Origin of the sequence: Rhodococcus sp. IEGM 1330, from assembly GCF_033142445.1 — a bacterium.
GTDB lineage: Bacteria > Actinomycetota > Actinomycetes > Mycobacteriales > Mycobacteriaceae > Rhodococcoides.
Map to the genome: position 1 here is coordinate 331,480 of NZ_JAWLSB010000003.1, position 15,954 is coordinate 347,433.

Annotated in this window: 17 protein-coding genes; 15 read left to right on the forward strand and 2 right to left on the reverse strand. The window is 61.8% G+C overall.

The features are described from left to right. Positions 1-8: 8 nt before the first annotated feature. The 3 genes from ychF (at position 9) to R4P57_RS09715 (ending at position 2,590) form a co-directional block, all read left to right on the forward strand. The gene (gene ychF / locus R4P57_RS09705) at positions 9-1,088 is read left to right on the forward strand and encodes a redox-regulated ATPase YchF (RefSeq protein ID WP_317802619.1); all 1,080 of its coding nucleotides are present in this window, start codon (positions 9-11) and stop codon (positions 1,086-1,088) included. A gap of 144 nt (positions 1,089-1,232) precedes the next feature. Next, positions 1,233-1,589: a hypothetical protein gene (locus R4P57_RS09710; RefSeq protein ID WP_317802620.1), complete on the forward strand. Its 357-nt coding sequence runs from the start codon at positions 1,233-1,235 to the stop codon at positions 1,587-1,589. After that, entirely contained in the window at positions 1,589-2,590 is a 1,002-nt protein-coding gene (locus tag R4P57_RS09715) for a hypothetical protein (protein WP_317802621.1), read from the forward strand. Before R4P57_RS09710 ends, R4P57_RS09715 begins: the two co-directional genes overlap by 1 nt. Here R4P57_RS09715 and R4P57_RS09720 read toward each other — a convergent pair. Both R4P57_RS09720 and R4P57_RS09725 read right to left on the reverse strand, forming a co-directional pair. Further along, positions 2,530-3,765, reverse strand: coding sequence for a tyrosine-type recombinase/integrase (locus R4P57_RS09720; protein ID WP_317802622.1), 1,236 nt, complete (start codon positions 3,763-3,765; stop codon positions 2,530-2,532). The genes R4P57_RS09715 and R4P57_RS09720 overlap by 61 nt on opposite strands. Continuing rightward, positions 3,746-4,288 (reverse strand): helix-turn-helix transcriptional regulator, encoded by a 543-nt coding sequence (locus R4P57_RS09725; protein WP_317802623.1) that lies wholly within the window; start codon positions 4,286-4,288, stop codon positions 3,746-3,748. The genes R4P57_RS09720 and R4P57_RS09725 overlap by 20 nt, the downstream gene beginning before the upstream one ends. Before the next feature lie 96 nt (positions 4,289-4,384). Between R4P57_RS09725 and R4P57_RS09730 the strand changes: the two genes are divergently transcribed. The 12 genes from R4P57_RS09730 to R4P57_RS09785 all read left to right on the forward strand — a co-directional run bounded on the left by R4P57_RS09730 (position 4,385) and on the right by R4P57_RS09785 (position 15,891). Next, positions 4,385-4,606 carry a helix-turn-helix domain-containing protein gene (locus R4P57_RS09730; RefSeq protein ID WP_317802624.1) on the forward strand — a complete coding sequence of 74 codons (222 nt, stop codon included), beginning with the start codon at positions 4,385-4,387 and terminating at the stop codon, positions 4,604-4,606. Between the two features lie 40 nt (positions 4,607-4,646). Beyond that, on the forward strand, positions 4,647-5,243 hold the full coding sequence (locus R4P57_RS09735) for a hypothetical protein (protein WP_317802625.1): 597 nt from the start codon (positions 4,647-4,649) through the stop codon (positions 5,241-5,243). 9 nt (positions 5,244-5,252) lie between these two features. Then, a complete protein-coding gene (locus R4P57_RS09740; RefSeq protein ID WP_317802626.1) occupies positions 5,253-5,489 on the forward strand; it encodes a hypothetical protein in 237 nt (78 codons plus the stop codon). 166 nt (positions 5,490-5,655) lie between these two features. Beyond that, positions 5,656-5,856, forward strand: a complete 201-nt coding sequence (locus tag R4P57_RS09745; RefSeq protein WP_317802627.1) for a DUF6011 domain-containing protein — start codon at positions 5,656-5,658, stop codon at positions 5,854-5,856. Continuing rightward, a complete protein-coding gene (locus tag R4P57_RS09750) occupies positions 5,856-6,575 on the forward strand; it encodes a bifunctional DNA primase/polymerase (RefSeq protein WP_317802628.1) in 720 nt (239 codons plus the stop codon). The genes R4P57_RS09745 and R4P57_RS09750 overlap by 1 nt, the downstream gene beginning before the upstream one ends. Further along, entirely contained in the window at positions 6,572-8,350 is a 1,779-nt protein-coding gene (locus tag R4P57_RS09755; protein ID WP_317802629.1) for a hypothetical protein, read from the forward strand. The genes R4P57_RS09750 and R4P57_RS09755 overlap by 4 nt, the downstream gene beginning before the upstream one ends. A gap of 1 nt (position 8,351) precedes the next feature. Then, positions 8,352-8,873, forward strand: coding sequence for a DUF2637 domain-containing protein (locus R4P57_RS09760; protein WP_317802630.1), 522 nt, complete (start codon positions 8,352-8,354; stop codon positions 8,871-8,873). Positions 8,874-8,968: 95 nt separating this feature from the next. Further along, the gene (locus R4P57_RS09765) at positions 8,969-9,316 is read left to right on the forward strand and encodes a hypothetical protein (protein ID WP_317802631.1); all 348 of its coding nucleotides are present in this window, start codon (positions 8,969-8,971) and stop codon (positions 9,314-9,316) included. 114 nt (positions 9,317-9,430) lie between these two features. After that, positions 9,431-9,889, forward strand: a complete 459-nt coding sequence (locus R4P57_RS09770) for a hypothetical protein (protein WP_317802632.1) — start codon at positions 9,431-9,433, stop codon at positions 9,887-9,889. A 44-nt stretch (positions 9,890-9,933) separates the two neighbouring features. Continuing rightward, entirely contained in the window at positions 9,934-10,848 is a 915-nt protein-coding gene (locus R4P57_RS09775) for a hypothetical protein (RefSeq protein ID WP_317802633.1), read from the forward strand. 3 nt (positions 10,849-10,851) lie between these two features. Further along, positions 10,852-11,190: a hypothetical protein gene (locus tag R4P57_RS09780; RefSeq protein WP_317802634.1), complete on the forward strand. Its 339-nt coding sequence runs from the start codon at positions 10,852-10,854 to the stop codon at positions 11,188-11,190. A 3-nt stretch (positions 11,191-11,193) separates the two neighbouring features. Further along, on the forward strand, positions 11,194-15,891 hold the full coding sequence (locus R4P57_RS09785; protein ID WP_317802635.1) for a phage tail tape measure protein: 4,698 nt from the start codon (positions 11,194-11,196) through the stop codon (positions 15,889-15,891). Positions 15,892-15,954 lie beyond the last annotated feature (63 nt).

Consider the following 15,954-nt stretch of genomic DNA (forward strand, 5'->3'; position numbering starts at 1 on the left):
CATAGACCGTGAGCCTCACCCTCGGAATCGTCGGACTGCCCAACGTCGGCAAGTCCACCCTCTTCAATGCACTGACCAACAACGATGTGCTGGCCGCGAACTATCCGTTCGCCACCATCGAGCCGAACGTCGGTGTGGTCGCGCTGCCGGATCCTCGGCTCGAGAAGCTGGCCGAGGTGTTCGGTTCGGAGAAGCTCGTGCCCGCATTGGTGTCGTTCGTCGACATCGCCGGCATCGTCAAGGGTGCGTCCGAGGGCGCAGGTCTGGGCAACAAGTTCCTCGCCAACATTCGTGAAGCCGACGCCATCTGCCAGGTCGTTCGTGTTTTCGCCGACGACGACGTGGTGCACGTCGACGGTCGCGTCGACCCGACCGCCGACATCGAGGTCATCGAAACCGAACTCGCGATCGCGGATCTGCAGACGCTGGAGAAGGCCATCCCGCGCCTCGAGAAGGAGGTGCGGATCAAGAAGGATCGCAAGCCTGCGCTCGACGCGGCGCTGGCAGCGCAGGCTGTGCTGAACGACGGCAAGACGCTGTTTTCCGCGAAGGCGAAGCTGGACTTCGAGCTGCTCGGTGAATTCCAGCTGCTCACCACCAAGCCGTTCCTCTACGTCTTCAACGCCGACGAGTCGGTGCTCACCGACGACGCGAAGATCGGTGAACTCGCGCGTCTCGTCGCCCCCGCCGATGCGGTGTTCCTCGACGCCAAGATCGAATCCGAGTTGCTCGAACTCGACAAGGAGTCGGCTGCCGAGCTGCTCGAATCGGTCGGACAGACCGAGCCCGGTCTCGACGCTCTCGCCCGCGCAGGCTTCCACACCCTGGGCCTGCAGACCTACCTCACCGCTGGCCCGAAAGAGGCCCGCGCATGGACGATTCATCGGGGTGACACCGCACCGCAGGCAGCGGGCGTCATTCACACCGACTTCGAGCGTGGATTCATCAAAGCAGAAATCGTCTCCTTCGACGACCTCGTCGCCGCGGGTTCCATGGCCTCGGCCAAGGCCGCAGGCAAGGTGCGCATCGAGGGCAAGGAATACATCATGTCCGACGGCGATGTGGTGGAGTTCCGCTTCAACGTGTAAGACACCAGGTCAGCTCGTCTTTTCAGCGTCTTGGTACGCAGTCGGTACGCAGTGCTCTGCCGAGACCTCAACAGTGAAACCGCACAACAGCCCAGTAGGTGGGCGCTGGGGTCGAGAGGGGGACGGGTGGGCGGCAGGCCGAGCATGGTGGTGATCGGTGGTCAACAACTCACCGTCGAGGTAGTCATCGCAAAGCTCGACAGGGCCAAGGCGCGTGGCCGAGATGGCGTGATTTCCGTTCAAGCGGAGCCATGGGAAGTCGGCGAAGACCGCGAGTCCGTTCTTACAAGGGCGTCCACGGGTTTACCTCACGGCAAAGTGCGGACCGCCGACGCCCAGGCCCTGCTCGACAACGGCTTTACACTTGAACTGGACACCTCCAACGGTCAAAATCCCAACCACTACAATTTGGGAATCGGCGGCGATGCGACGGCCGAAGATATAATGCGGCTGATTGCGTGTTTCGGTGAGCCAGAGCCAAACCTTGGAAGGGGGCATTGATGACAATCGTCAACGTCGACTTCAACGATGTGGCCCGAGGCGGCAAGGTGGTAGCGCTGAGATCGTGGGCCGATGCTCCGGTTGTGGTTGGTGAAACCGTTCAAGCCGTCGATAGGCTCGAAGGGTTGTCGTTCGATGCAGTCGTGTCCGAGGAGGACGATGCGTCAGGCGAAATTTACCTATCGCTCATCGCAGAGTCCGAGTCGCGGCCACCTGCCGAAATCCATGGCGTGGTTTACACCTATGACGCCGACGCGTCTCCTTCCTGGACATATCAGACACTACCGAAAGCACTGGTCGGTTTCGGCGACGATGTAGCCAGCGTCCGGACTTCGTTCAAACGCAGATCTGCACGACATCCGAGGCCAGCTGACTCCAGCAGGAGAAGCGCAGTCGCAGAGTACGTGGAGTTTCGACTCACCCCAGGCTTCCGGTTGCGGTATCAGTTGGACTCGCACCAGGCTGAGCGACGTGCCGCGGCCGAGGCATTCGTAAAGACAACCCGGCACGCTCTACTGACGAGATGGGACATTGCTCGTATGGGTCTAACAGCATCCGGTGATGCGGTTGTAGTGGCTGCTCTACCTGATGACACTATCGACTCAGTGCTGGAGCAGATGGACCCCGAGGACAATTTCGTGATCACCTTAGCGATGCACGATCGGGTGCGTGACCACGTAGTTTCGTTGGTCAGTGGAGTATCGCGAGAGCACGCCAAGCTGCCTGTTGGCCGTCGGATGGAGACGCTCAAAGCTGCCGGTCTTTCAGCGAGCTCAACCGTCGAGCAGCTGATGAAAGCCTCTGGTGTCGACGACAAACTGAGCATGTACGACGAGGGGGCATCGAAGCTGCAGGCCAGGACTTTGTACGTAGATCAACTCATCGGTCGGTCAGAATTCGCCCGGCACCGCAACGTCTACGCGAACCATGATCTGCTTGCTCAGCTGACGCCGTTACCCATGCTTGGTGTATTCGAGAGCGACGCGTCTATCCATAACTGAGCGGCGGCCTTTCGAGTGCGATCGTCCGCGTTCGGCCACAGATGGGCGTATGTGGAGAGCGTGACGTTCGGTGAGCTGTGGCCGAGTGCGCGCTGCACGGTGACGACGTCGCAGCCGGCGTAGATGAGCCCGGATGCGTAGAAGTGCCTGAGGTCGTGCAGATGCCAATCCGGTTGCGCTGCCACCGCCTTGGTCTTTCTCCACCGGTACCCGACCGAGTTCTGGTGCCATGGATTGTCGCTCTCGCCCGGGAACAGCCAGCGATCCGCATCGGTTCCGGGTCGCCACGTCGCGATGTACTCGGCCAGTAGGTCGAGCAAACCTTGCGGTGCCGGGATAGTGCGTTCGCTGCCGTACTTTGGCGCGCGGATCTCGACCGCGCCGCCGTTGGCGCGCTGGACCTGGCGTTGGGCGTGGATCTCGCGTCGGAGAAAATCGATGTCGTGAACCTGCAGGGCAGTGGCCTCGCCGAGCCGCAACCCGGCAAACGCGGCAAGCGCGACGAACGCCTTGAAGTCATCTTCGGCACCCGATATCAGTAACCCGACCTGGAGTGGCGTGGGGATCTGCATCGCGGCGTCCGATCGCCGTCGGCGGGGGAGGGTAATCCGTTCGGTGGGGTCTTCGCCGAGTACCTTGTCGCGTTTCGCTGCTTTCAGTACCGATCGCACGTTGTTGAATCGTGTCTTGATCGTTGATGCGGCTAACGGCTTGTCCTGCATAGCCTTTACCCACGACTCGATATGGGAGGGCCGGAGATCACCCAGCGCAACATTCGCGAACGTCACCCCGTTCGCTGCGAGATTCATTGCCTGTACGGTCCCCGGTACCCACACCTGTCGCGAAGACCATTCCTTGTAGAACGATGCGAACGTGATCTTGCCTAGTCGCGGGTCGACATAGTTGCCAGTGACCTGACTTGAGACGATGCTGTCCAGCCATTTTTGGGCGTCGACCTTGCGCTCGAAACGCTGAGTCCGCTCCTGTCCGGAGTCATCGACATATCTTGCGCGCCAACGTTTGCCGCTGCCGTACAGCTTGGGCTTAGACGTCGTGACCGGCGTCCCGTCTCTTGTGAGCGCCGGGTGTCCCTCGCCGTCGAGTACGGGACGGGGCTTCTTGAGGTCGCGCCACAGATCTTCGACGCCGGCGCGCCTATTCCGTCTCTGCGTCACCAGCCAGTTCCTCTCTGATCTTCGCGAGCCGACTCATGAATCCCACGGAGATCAGTCGCTCGAAATCAGCGAAGGTCAGGCTCAACGCTCTCTTCAGGTTCTCCTGCGCGACCTTGACATCCTCTTCGGAGATACCCTGCGCATGCTCCGGTGTGGTCCTCTCGAGCATCTCCCACGTGTACTCGAATTCCCGGGCGAGAGCGAGTAGGGCCTCCTCGGCTGTCACGAACGCGTGATCCACCATTCGAGCACGGAGCTCGGACTTCATGAACAGTTCGCGAGACTCCCCCTGCGCACCGCCAAGCTCTTCAAGTGTTACGCCAAGAGCCCGCGCGATGTAGGTCGCTTCCAAGAATTTGAGAGACCTGGTGCCCTTCTCGATCTTCAAGATCGTTTGCTGATGAAACGGCGAGCCCATAAGTCGCGCAACGTAATTCGCAACATCGGCCTGAGACATTTGCAGCTGTGTGCGCAGGTCTTGGATGCGCGCGCCGATCGACTCGTCGGGATTGGTGTCGTTCACGTTTCCAACACTAACAACGTTTTGGGGTATTGACTATCCACGGATTCGTTGTGCTACCGTTTTGTTGTCGGAATCACTACAACAAAAGGGTGTCGAATGACCGTCGAATCCGTCAGCGTGAACAGCGACCGTTTCCTAACCACCAACGAGGTGAGCAGCCTCTATTCGATCCCTACGGCAACGCTGCGGTATTGGCGTCACGTTGGGGCAGGCCCAGCCTCCTTCAAACGAGGAGCTCGAGTGATCTACAGGCTCTCGAGCGTCGAGAAGTGGCTCACGAATCAGGAGGCAGCAACTACCCGCGGCGGCGTCGCCTGAGATGGCTCATCTCATCGAGCAGCAGTTGGGAACACCCCAAATGGAAACGCCCTCGGCAGATTCCGGTGTGTCGAGCACCGGGGCCGAGGGCATCGAATCCAACAACCTGAGAGAAGAAGGATCTGTGGCCACTATAAACGACCCGAACGATGACATCGAATTCGCCGAGTACATGGAAGGTTCCTCGATCAAGCCGGGGACGCCGGCGTGGGAGCTCGAGCGGAGAGCCTTCAACCAGACGAGCGTCCTCGAACTGGGGTCCGTAATCGACACTCTCTACCCGGAAGAACATGCACCGGTATGGGCCGATCCTGACGAGTTTCACGAATCCCGATTCCCCTGTAACTCCATCTGGAAGTCGCTGACACTAAACATGCTTCTGCGTCGTGAGCGCGGAAAGAGGTTCGACGGCACGATGACTATGGCGCGGCTTGGTCTGCAGCTTCGTATGGGTGTCACATCGAACGAGCCGTACCTGATGGCATCTAAATCGTGCGTCGACCCGGACACCAACGATTTCGTCGAATACCACCTGAGCCAACTGACGATCGGTGAGGCCGTCGAGCTAGCGCATCTTCTGCTGCTGATGGTCGACGTGGCCACCGACACCCCTGATGAGATCGCTGGGGTGGCCTGAATGGCCCACGTGGACATCATCACCGACGACGAAAAGATCGTAGTCAAACACAACGGTCTGACCGACAAGTTGAGCATGCGGTTCGGGTTCCTTGGCGCTGTCATCCTCCGGGACGCGAGCGAGGCACGTGACCTCATCGACCAACTGCACGCTGCACTGGAAGTACAGGCCGAGCATCATCGCCGAGAACTACTTCGCAATGAAGACGAAGTTCGTGCCGCCGCTGAAATCAGGGAGGCGTTGTGACGGCCGTCGAAGTCACCCTCGCGGGACTGCTTGCAGTGCAGTCGATTGCATGGATTTCCGTCGACTTCCGGCGATGGCCCGGCCGCTAGAACCGCCAACCGATGGTGGGGGTTCGCCATCACACGAACCCCCACCATCCCCGAACCATCGACAGGAGAACTTCTTGATGATCGCACCTGACACCGACGATGAACTTGAGAAATTGCGCGAACCGGCAGACAAGCTGATGGCCGCTGCACTCCGCACCGGCACCTACCGACTCGCGTCCCGTTGCCACTCGTGCGGCGCATGGCTCGTCGACCCGGTCAGCGTCAAACGACACCTCGGGCCCGTATGCGCCCGACGTGAAAAGGACGGCGAAAGCTGATGATCCCCACCGAACTACTGCGACGGGGGTTCTACGTCGTACCCCTCGCAGGAAAGCAAGCAACCCTCACCGGCACAGGAGGTTTCCGAAACGGAACCCGCGACCGCGCCACCATCGAAAGATGGGCCCGGCGCTGGCCCAACTGCAACTGGGGCGCATTCCTACCTGGCGTGATTCAACTCGACACCGACCCACGTAACGGTGGCACGGTCGACGGCCTGAACCTACCGGCAACATTCACTGTCAGAACCGGATCCGGTGGAACCCACCATTACTTCCGGCACAACGGAACCGTCCGAGGCAAACTCGCCGACAGGGACGGAGTCGACATCAAAAGCGGCTCGACCGGATACGTCGTCGTTCCACCCAGCTTTCATCCCGATACTGGACATCCCTACGTCATCGAGGACAGCTCTGAAATCGCGGACCTCCCAAACCATCTGCTCCCGCTTGTATCGCAACCCGCCTACACACCGCAGCCGACGCGCATCAACCCTGAACGACGGATAGACGGACTCGTCAAACGAGTCTCCGACTCTCAGGGTGGAGAACGGAACGCGATCACCTTCTGGGCGTTGTGCCGAGCTCTTGAACGAGGGAGCAGTAATGGTGTGCTCGAAGAGATTCGAGCCGCTGCTCTCGGTACAGGACTGACGGAGCGGGAGGTGGAGACCTGCCTTCGATCAGCGCAGCGAACCACAGGGCGGAGAACAGCGTGAACACCACAGAGTTCTTCGACGCCACACCCGAATTGCAGGTGATCCGGCAGTGGGCCCGCGCCAGATACGCAGCACCGTGGGCGGTGTTCGGCGGGGTACTGCTCCGAGTCGCCGCCACTACCGGCCCGGAGATCCAACTGCCCGGCATCATCGGCGGACGAGCATCCCTGAACCTGTTGGCAGCATTCGTCTCCCCATCAGGTGGCGGAAAGGGTGTCTCCGACAAAGTTGCCCGACTGGTTTGGCCGGCACCGATCGTCGAGCGACCGATCGGATCCGGTGAGGGAATCGCAGCAACGTTCGTGCCACCCAAGAAGGAAGGCGTCGAGCCCATCACCCGCGCGATCATCAACGTGTCGGAGATCGACTCGCTGGCAGGCATCGCGTCACGGCAAGGATCGATCCTGTTGGCTCAGCTGAAGTCCGCAGCTATGGGCGAGCAACTCGGTCAGGGGAACTCGAGTGAGGCGACGACACGGATCGTCCCACCACACTCATACCGCCTGTGCATGAGCGTCGGCGCGCAGCCAGCGCACACCGGAGTGTTATTCGACGACACCACGGGCGGCACTCCACAGCGGTTTCTGTGGTTTCCCACCACTGACCCTGACATGCCCGCCGAGGCGACCTCTGATCCCGAACCGTTGAACACGAGGCTGCCGTTCTGGGCAGCGGACAACGGTGTCATCGAGGTCGTGTACGGACCGTCCGAGATTGCGGAGACCATCATCGCCGCTCACATCGCCCGTCAGCGCGGCCAGGAAGACGCGTTGGACGGGCACGCAATGCTGACCCGGTTGAAGGTCGCCGCGTGCATGGCGATTCTGCATCACCGGATTGTGGTGTCGGAACTCGACTGGGCGTTGTCAGGCTTTGTGATGGAGGTGTCCAACCGGACGCGCGGCTGGGTGGTGTCGGAGTCGAAGAAGGTCGTCCATCGAAAGGTTCGCGAACGCGCCAGCGCTCGGGCAGCGGGTGAGGAATTCATTGCTGACCGCAAACTGGATCGAGCTAAGGCCGCGGTGATTCGGTGGCTCGATCTCCACGAGGAGCTTCCAATGAGTGACCTCCGAAAGCGTGCTCGATCGGACTGGAGGGACCAAGTATCTGCGGCTGTTTCCGAGCTGGTTGACGACGGCGCTTTGGAAGAAATCGAGGTCGATCGAGGGCATCGCTATCGACTTCGCGAAGGGGTCCACCGTGGACTAGGGTCCACCGTGCAAAACGCCAGCTCAGAGACGGTGGACCTGGGGTCCACGGTGGGTCCGCAAAGTAACTCCCATGAATCGCAGAAGGGTCCTCATCTTCGGGCAGTCGCTGATCCTGAACCGACAGATGCCCGGCCGCTGACTGCACGAGAGTGGATCGACTCGCATGTGTTCCAACTCGTCGCCGCAGGGACCGCCACCATCGAATCGAGCGCGGTGTACGGAGCTGGTTGTGATGCCGGATTCAAGATCGACAACCTTCGTCAGGCTGCGAAGTCGTCGAACCTGATCTCAGTGTCGGGACGGCGCGGAGGTGTCGCTGTCTGGACTCTCGGGGCGGGCGGGCAGAACACGATCGTCAGCGCGGAGCGGTGGCTGACCGATTGGCTCTCGAACCAATCGACGTCATGGGTGAAAGCGGCTGACGCGTACTCGGCGGGGCTGGCCGCAGGGTTTCAAAGGGACGCGATCAAGTCGGCGTCTATCTCTGCCCCCGTATCGAAACGTGGCCAGTCCGTCGCCACCGAGTGGAGTCTCGTACGCGATGCCTCCGAACAGGGGGCCTGAGATGACAACGGGAACAACATCGTCTCGCACGGCCACCGCTGGCACCATCGTCATCGCGGTGCTCTCGTTCTGGCTGAGTTTCGCGGCTCTCGCCGACCTTGCACGGATGGCAGGGGTGTCGATCCCTGAGCTCTGGCCGCTGATCGTGGATGGGTTGATCGTCACCAGCACCGCGGCCGTCGTGGCATTGGAGCGCGCCCGTTGGTACGGGTGGACGTTGCTGATCGTCTCCGCCGGCATCAGCGTGGTTGGTAACGCGATCCACTCGACGCTGTCGACGCATTCCGTATCGACACCTGTCGCGGTCGGAATCGCGTGTGTCCCTCCGATCGCACTCTTGCTCTCAACGCACCTGACGGTGCTGCTACAGAGAACAACTTCCGCCGACACTCAAGTCGGCCCGAAGGAGCAGGCTCAACGGCTTCTCGCCGACGGTGCCTCGCGGAAGCAGATCGCCGAGGCGCTCGGCGTCTCCGAATCCACCGCCTACCGCTGGACCACCGAGCCGTCGCGCGTCGCGTAGACGACATAGACCGGCATTCCGGTGCCCCCACATCTGTAGTGCCTCGTGCGCTGCATCTCGAAAACCGAAGTCCGACAATCGAAAGGTTCAACCACATGACAAACGACAACACCGACACCCGGATGCAACTCGTCCTCGACGACAACAACACCCCAGTCACATTCGCCTCGAAACGCCAGGTCGGCGAGGCCGCCGACCCCCTGATCTGGGATCTGCTCTCAGTGTGCGGTGACCCGGAAGCGATTCAGACCCGGCTCAAGGATGCTAGGTCCGAGCATGCGGAACTGTTCACCGAGGTCATCGCGGCGGCACTGTACGGCGTGACTCACTATCTGGTGCACCCGCTGGTCGCGCAGGCTGGGACCGATCATGGCGGCGAAGCGATATTCGGCCTGATCACCGCGCACGCTACTGCCAGTAAGGCGGCACGGGAACCGTGGTGAAAGCCTGAAAGCAAACCCCGCGAACCTCCACAGGTCGCGGGGTTTCTTCGGGTCTAAATATCATTAGCACTGCTAAACTAGACGAGACAATGAGACTGAAAGGAGTTGCGTGTCATGACAATTGACCGTCACCGCATCGCAGCTCCACCCATCTCGTCGGTGTTCTATCCATCACCTCCTGTGCAGACCCTCGGCGACGCCGTCCTGATTCAGGGTGAAGCGCTCGCGCTCGTGCAGCGGGCCGTGGAAATAATGCACGCACGCAACAGCGGCCGCCGGTCGAGCCTCGTCTTCGACACCCTGCGTCGTCGTCTCGGTCACGCGATGGACGTTCAGGCGGCGATGTCGTCCACGCGACATGACGACACGACATTGCAAGAGTCAGAACCAGACTCAGTCCTGACAGAACAGATCGGAACTCGGGCAGCGGCCGAGATCCTGGGACTGACACAAAGGCAATGCCAGCGACTGGTCATTGAACTCGGCGGAGCGCGATGCTCCGGCCGATGGATGTTTACCCGAGACGCCGTTCACGCACTCAAAGCTGAACGCGCCGCCCGCACCGAGGACTGATACCGACCGGAGCCGATGCGCTCCGTCATCCTCAGGAGCTCGCAGTGCCCATCACATACCCCGCAGGTCCGCCCGTCATCTCGGGTGACCTTCAGACCATCAGCCGTTACCTCGGCACCCCGTCCGTCGTCGCCAAGCGCGTCAACGAAATCGCGAAGCAGCGATTCATCTCCGACCGAATCCTCATGGGCCGCACCGACGTCAACGGCGGATCGGTGATCATCGAGCAGGACGACCCCATGTTCACTACCCGCGAACCGGAAGCGATCTCTCCCGGTGGTGAGTACCCGCTCGCGAACGTGAACAATGGAACCGCCGTAGCCGTGAAGGTCGTCAAGTGGGGCCAGGACGTTCCCATCACGGACGAGCAAATCAAGCGCTCCAACTTCTCGCCGGTCGAGCGAGCCCAGCAGACCCTGGTGAACACCTTGGTCCGTACGGTCGACAGCCTGTCGCTGAGCCTCGTCGCGTCGGTCGTCACCCAGACTCAACCGGTTTCCAACGGCCAGTGGAGTTCGTCGACGAAGATCCTGCTCGACTTGATGCTCGCGAAGGCGAAGATCCGGAAGCTCAACAAGGGTTACGACCCGGACCTGCTCGTCGTAGACGATGACACCTGGGCGTACTTGGCTGCGGACCCGAACCTCGCTCTGCAGCGAGCTCGCGAGGACACCACGAACCCGGTGTACTCCGGCGAATTCTTCACTCTCGCAGGACTTACCATTCTTCCCACACCGAACCTCCCTGCTCCCGGCGTGTGGGTCATCGACTCGAATGCTCTCGGCGGTATCGCCGACGAGAAGCTCGGCGAAGGCTACACCGGAGACGTCGTCGAGACGAAGTCGATCCGCGACGACGACAACGACCAGTGGCGCATCCGCGCTCGCCGAGTCTGCGTCCCGTACGTCAATGCTCCCGACGCGGCAATCAAGATCACCGGTGCGACGGCCGCAGGCTGACCGATGACTGCTCCGAGTTCGGTCTACATCATCGATCCGACAGGGACTCCGATTGCTTCCCTACCGATCACACCGCTCGACGCCGAGTCCGCATCGGACGCAGCGACGGACTTGTACGAAAGCTTGATTCGGTTGCGCGACAACGATGACGAGTTGATCGCGAAGCTGTGGTCGGTCGTCCACGAGCATCAGATCGCGGTCGGGATGATCATGTTGTTGGCGATGCGGGACCTCGTCGTCCGCGGTATCGGCCCGTTAGTCGATCGACTGACCGATGAGGGTGTCACCGCGGAGGAGATTGATTCCATTCTCCGCGTGCATATTTCGACTCGGGAGCGCTGACCCTTGGCGGGCGGCAGGATCGAGATCGAGGTTGGCGCTGATCTATCTGCCCTCAACAGTGAGGTGCAGTCCGGTGCCGATCACGCTGCGGACGTTCTCGGTGGAATCGGTGCGAAGGTCGCGGGCGCACTCGCTGTGGCTGGGGCGGGCTTGTCGTTCGCTTCGGTCATCGAGACCGGTAACGAGTTCACTCGCACTCTCAACAGCCTGTCCGGTGTCACCGGAGCCACAGCTGCCGAGATGGAGACGCTTAAAGCCAAGTCGATGGAACTCGGCAACGATGTCGATCTGTCGGCGACATCCGCGAACGACGCTGCGTCTGCGATGTTGGAGCTGTCCAAGGGCGGCTTCACTGTCGAGCAGTCGATGGAGGCCGCTAAGGGCACTCTGCAGTTGGCTGCTGCTGCTCAGATCGATGCTGCGGAGGCGGCGACGATCCAGTCGCAGGCACTGCAGGCGTTCGGGCTGGATGCATCCTATGCCGCTACGGCGTCAGATGTGTTGGCGAACGCCGCAAACGCATCGTCGGCGGAAATCACCGACATCGCATCAGGTCTCGCGCAGTCGGGTGCGGTCGCGAACCAGTTCGGGTTGTCCATCGAGGACACCTCCGCGACGCTGGGCATGCTCGCCAACGCCGGCATCACCGGATCCGACGCCGGCACCCTGCTCAAGTCGACGCTCCTGTCTCTGACGGATACGTCGAAGCCTGCTCAGGGGGCGATGGAGACTCTCGGTCTCACCGTGTACGACACCCAGGGCCAGTTCGTCGGCATGGAGTCGCTGATCGGGCAGCTGCAGACCGCGTCCCAGAACTTGACGCCTGAGCTGTACCAGCAGGCGACCGCGACTTTGTTGGGTTCGGACGCGATGCGTCTCGGTGGTGTCGCTGCTGAGCAGGGTGCTGCCGGGTTCAACTCGATGCGCGCTGCGGTGGGTGAGCAGGGTGCAGCTGCTGCGTTGGCTGCCGCACAGAATCAGGGCCTTCCCGGTGTGTTCGAGCGCATGGGGAACACGTCCGAACGGCTGCAGCTGCAGTTGTACGACTTGATCGACGGTCCTCTGACGTCATTGGGGACAACTGTCGTCGACCTCGCTGATGGTGCACTCGACAAGTTCGATGGTGTCGTTGCGAACGCCCAGACATCGATGACCGGGCTCGGCGGCACCCTCACTGGCGTTGCCCTGTCGGACTTCCCGATGCTGGAGTCCGCATGGAGCAGCCTGTCGTCGTCCGGTGAAAGCCTCGTCGGTATCGCATCCACTGCCGGATCCGCACTCGTGGATCTCGGTGAAGGCGCGCTGGTGTCGGGTGGTCTCCTCGACACTCTGCAGGCCGCCGGACAGGGTGCGTCCGCCGGACTGTCCGGAACGCTCAACGTAATCGAACCCCTCGCGAACGGGCTGGGGTCACTCGTCGGAGTCTTCACCGCCCTCCCCGGCCCCATCCAATCTGCCGCGGTTGCACTGGTCGCCCTCCGCGTCGCCCAATCGGTGTTCTCGAGCCAGATCGGGACCGTGCAAGGCCGTGTGCGCGGGTACAGCGACTCCCTCCGAGGTGCCGTACGTTCGGTCAACGACATGCGTGCTGCGGCCGCGAATCAGGGCGTCGCGCTGACCCGCGTCGGATCAGCGATGGCCGTCTTATCCCACCAGCAGGGCGCGATCGGCGCGATGGCGACCTCGTACCGCGGAGTCGCCGACAACACACAGCGATACGCCGGTGCACTCGGCACAGCAGCCGCCGCAGGCAAAGGACTCCAGCTCGCCGCAGGTGGCCTGTTCTCGGCACTCGGCGGACCGGCAGGCATCGCGATCACAGCCGCCGTCGTCGGATTGTCTTTGTACGCCAAGAATCAACGCGACGCCGCGCAGGCAACCGCCGAACACAAGGCCGCTGTCGACGGTCTCGTCCAGAATCTCGACGCCGAGACCGGCGCTCTCACGCAGGCCGGCATCAAGGCCAACGCAGAAGCGCTCGCCAAAGACGGCTACATCGACAAGATGAAAGGCGCTGCGTTCACAGCGCAGGAATTCGTCCAAGCCACAGCAGGTTCCGTTCCGGAGCTGGAGAAGGTCAACACCGCGCTCCGCTCACAGGCTCAGGCAGCGCTCGAAGGTAGCAGCCCGTTCAAGGTCCGCGCGGATGCCCTCAAGGAAATGGGTATCTCCACCGATGACCTGACCCGAGCGCTGATGGGCGATCTGGATGCGCAGGGCCGTGTCAACGGTGCCCTCGATACACACAACAAGACCTCCGGCGAAGGCACCATCCGACTCAAGGACTTCGCGGCCGGACTCGGCGAATCCGGGACGAACGCTGTCGACCTGAGTCTCAAGCTCGGTTCGATGAACGCCGATCTCACTGAGGCAGAGAAGCAAGTGCAGCAGACCGTCGAGGCGCTGGCCGAAGGACCGCAGAAGACGCGTGATTTCGCGGCGTCCATCATCACCCTCGGTGACTCCGCCTCGTCGTCGGACGCGAAGATCAACGCACTCAAGCAAGCCCTCGACTACCTGCACGGCGGGACGCTGAATCTCGACACCGCACAACGCAACCTCGCCGAGGCGAACGACCGGGTCGCAGCAGGATTCAAAGCCGCCGAAGATGGAACCTCCGAATTCGGTGGGGCGATCATCGGACTCGGAGGCGCGATCGACACCTCCACCGCATCCGGGCGGGCACTCTTCGACGCCACCCAGAACCAGGCAGACGCAGCCCTACGAGCCGCACAAGCAGCATTCCAGAATGCCTCGGCCAACGGTGACCTCGCAGCCGGACAGGTGGCTGCATCGGCGACGATTCAGACCGCGCGAGACAGCATCATCGCCCAGGCCGAAGCCGCCGGATACGGCGCAGATCGGGCCCGGGAACTCGCGGATCGACTCAACCTCGTTCCCGGCAACGTCTCCTCCCTCATCTCGGTCGATGCCGATGAGGCAAACAGGATCATCAACGACATTACGAAACCGAAGACAGTCTCGGTGAACTTCGCTGTCGAGAACCCCGGAGCCGTCTCCGCCGCTATCCGTGAAGCAGAGCAAGCAACCGGCCGGCACATCAACCGCGGCCAGTTCGCAGACGGCGGACCCATCGTCGGAGGCACTCCAGGCAAGGACTCCGTCCCGATCCTGGCAATGCCAGGCGAACACATGCTCACCACCGACGACGTCGACCGTCTCGGCGGACAGGAAGGCGTCTACCGATTCCGGGAAGCACTCTCTCGAGGGTCGGTGAAGGGGTACGCCACAGGCGGCGCGATCGATGGCGTTACGGCGGCACAGCAGTACGTCCAGGGCATGGACGGCATGGAGTACGTCGTCGGTTCCAGGGACTGCTCGTTCGTGGTGTCGGCTGCGCAGTCCGTCGCGATGGGTGGCGAACCGAAACGCCTCTACACCACCTATTCCCTGCTCGATGGGATGACCGCAGGATTGGTGGCTGGTGGTTCCCCATCCGACTTGTTCGTCGTCGGTACCTCTCAGGAACACATGTCCGCCACCGTCGGTGGTATCAACATCGAGTCCGGTGGTGCCGGCGGTGGTGTGCAGTACGGCCGGACAGCTGTCGGCGCGTTCGATCCTCAGTTCACGAGCCTATACCACCTTCCCCTGGAACTGATCTCACCCCCAGTCAGCGGGGATAGTCCCGCAACGGCAGTGGACGGGTATTCGTACTCGGGGACGTCGAAGAAGGCGACGTGGGCGGAGAAGGACCAGATCGCCCTCGACCGCGCTGTTGTCGCAGTGCAGCAGGCCAAGGAGTCCCGCGACAAAACGTTCGCGAACGGCAAGAAGACCGAGGCGGACCGGCAGCAGGCTGTCCTGAAAATCACCGCAGCAGAGCAGAAGGTCAAGGACCTCGAAGCGAAGAAGGAGGCCGCAGCAAAGGGGTTGGACACTCCACCGGCACCGCAGGCTCCCGAGCTGACGACGAACTACACCGACGACGAGCTCTCACGGCTGGATCTGGAAGCAGCTGTCGTGGAGGCGAACCGGAAACGCAACGAGGTGTACGCGGCATCCGACCCGGAATCCACTCCGGAGGAGAAAGCCGACGCGGACCGTGCTCTGCAACGCGCCCGGAATGCACTGACAAAGAGCAAGTCCGGTGGCTCGTCGGGAACGGGTGCGTTCACCACTGCGGATCAGTGGTCGGCCGCTCTCGGCGAGATCGTCGGGGCCGCGGTCACGGAGAACGGCGGGGATGTCCTCGGCTACTACGGGGCCGACAACATGGGCGTGGTCGGGAAGTTGGCGATGGTCGGCCTGAACGCTGCGATGAATCCTCCGGAAATGCAGATCTCTCCGGAGGAAGCGCAAACCCAGTTGCCGGTCACTCCTGGTGCCCCGAACTGGATCGACGAGTTCATGAAGGCGATGAACCCGAAGTTGTTCGACACCGGTGGCGAGTGGAAGTCAGGAACGTTGGGGGTCAACATGTCTGGTTTCTCGGAGTTGGTGCTCACCAATGATCAGCGTAAGTATTTGGAGTCGGAGCGGAACATGATCGCATCGATGGCCAACGCTCGAGGGAAGGCCGGTTCCGGCGCAGGGGAACCCACTACGGATCCGTTCGCGAGCCAGCGGCCAATCAAGATCGATGTCAATGGCTACGACCGTCGTGAACTGAAGGCCGGTGTCCGTGCAGCCCAGGTCCAGGATCACTTCAACAGCCTGGCTGTGCGGGTGCAGGGATGACCACGAATCGGCGTCAAACTCACCGCGGCTGTTCATGGCAGTGCAGCGGATGCATGGTCGGTG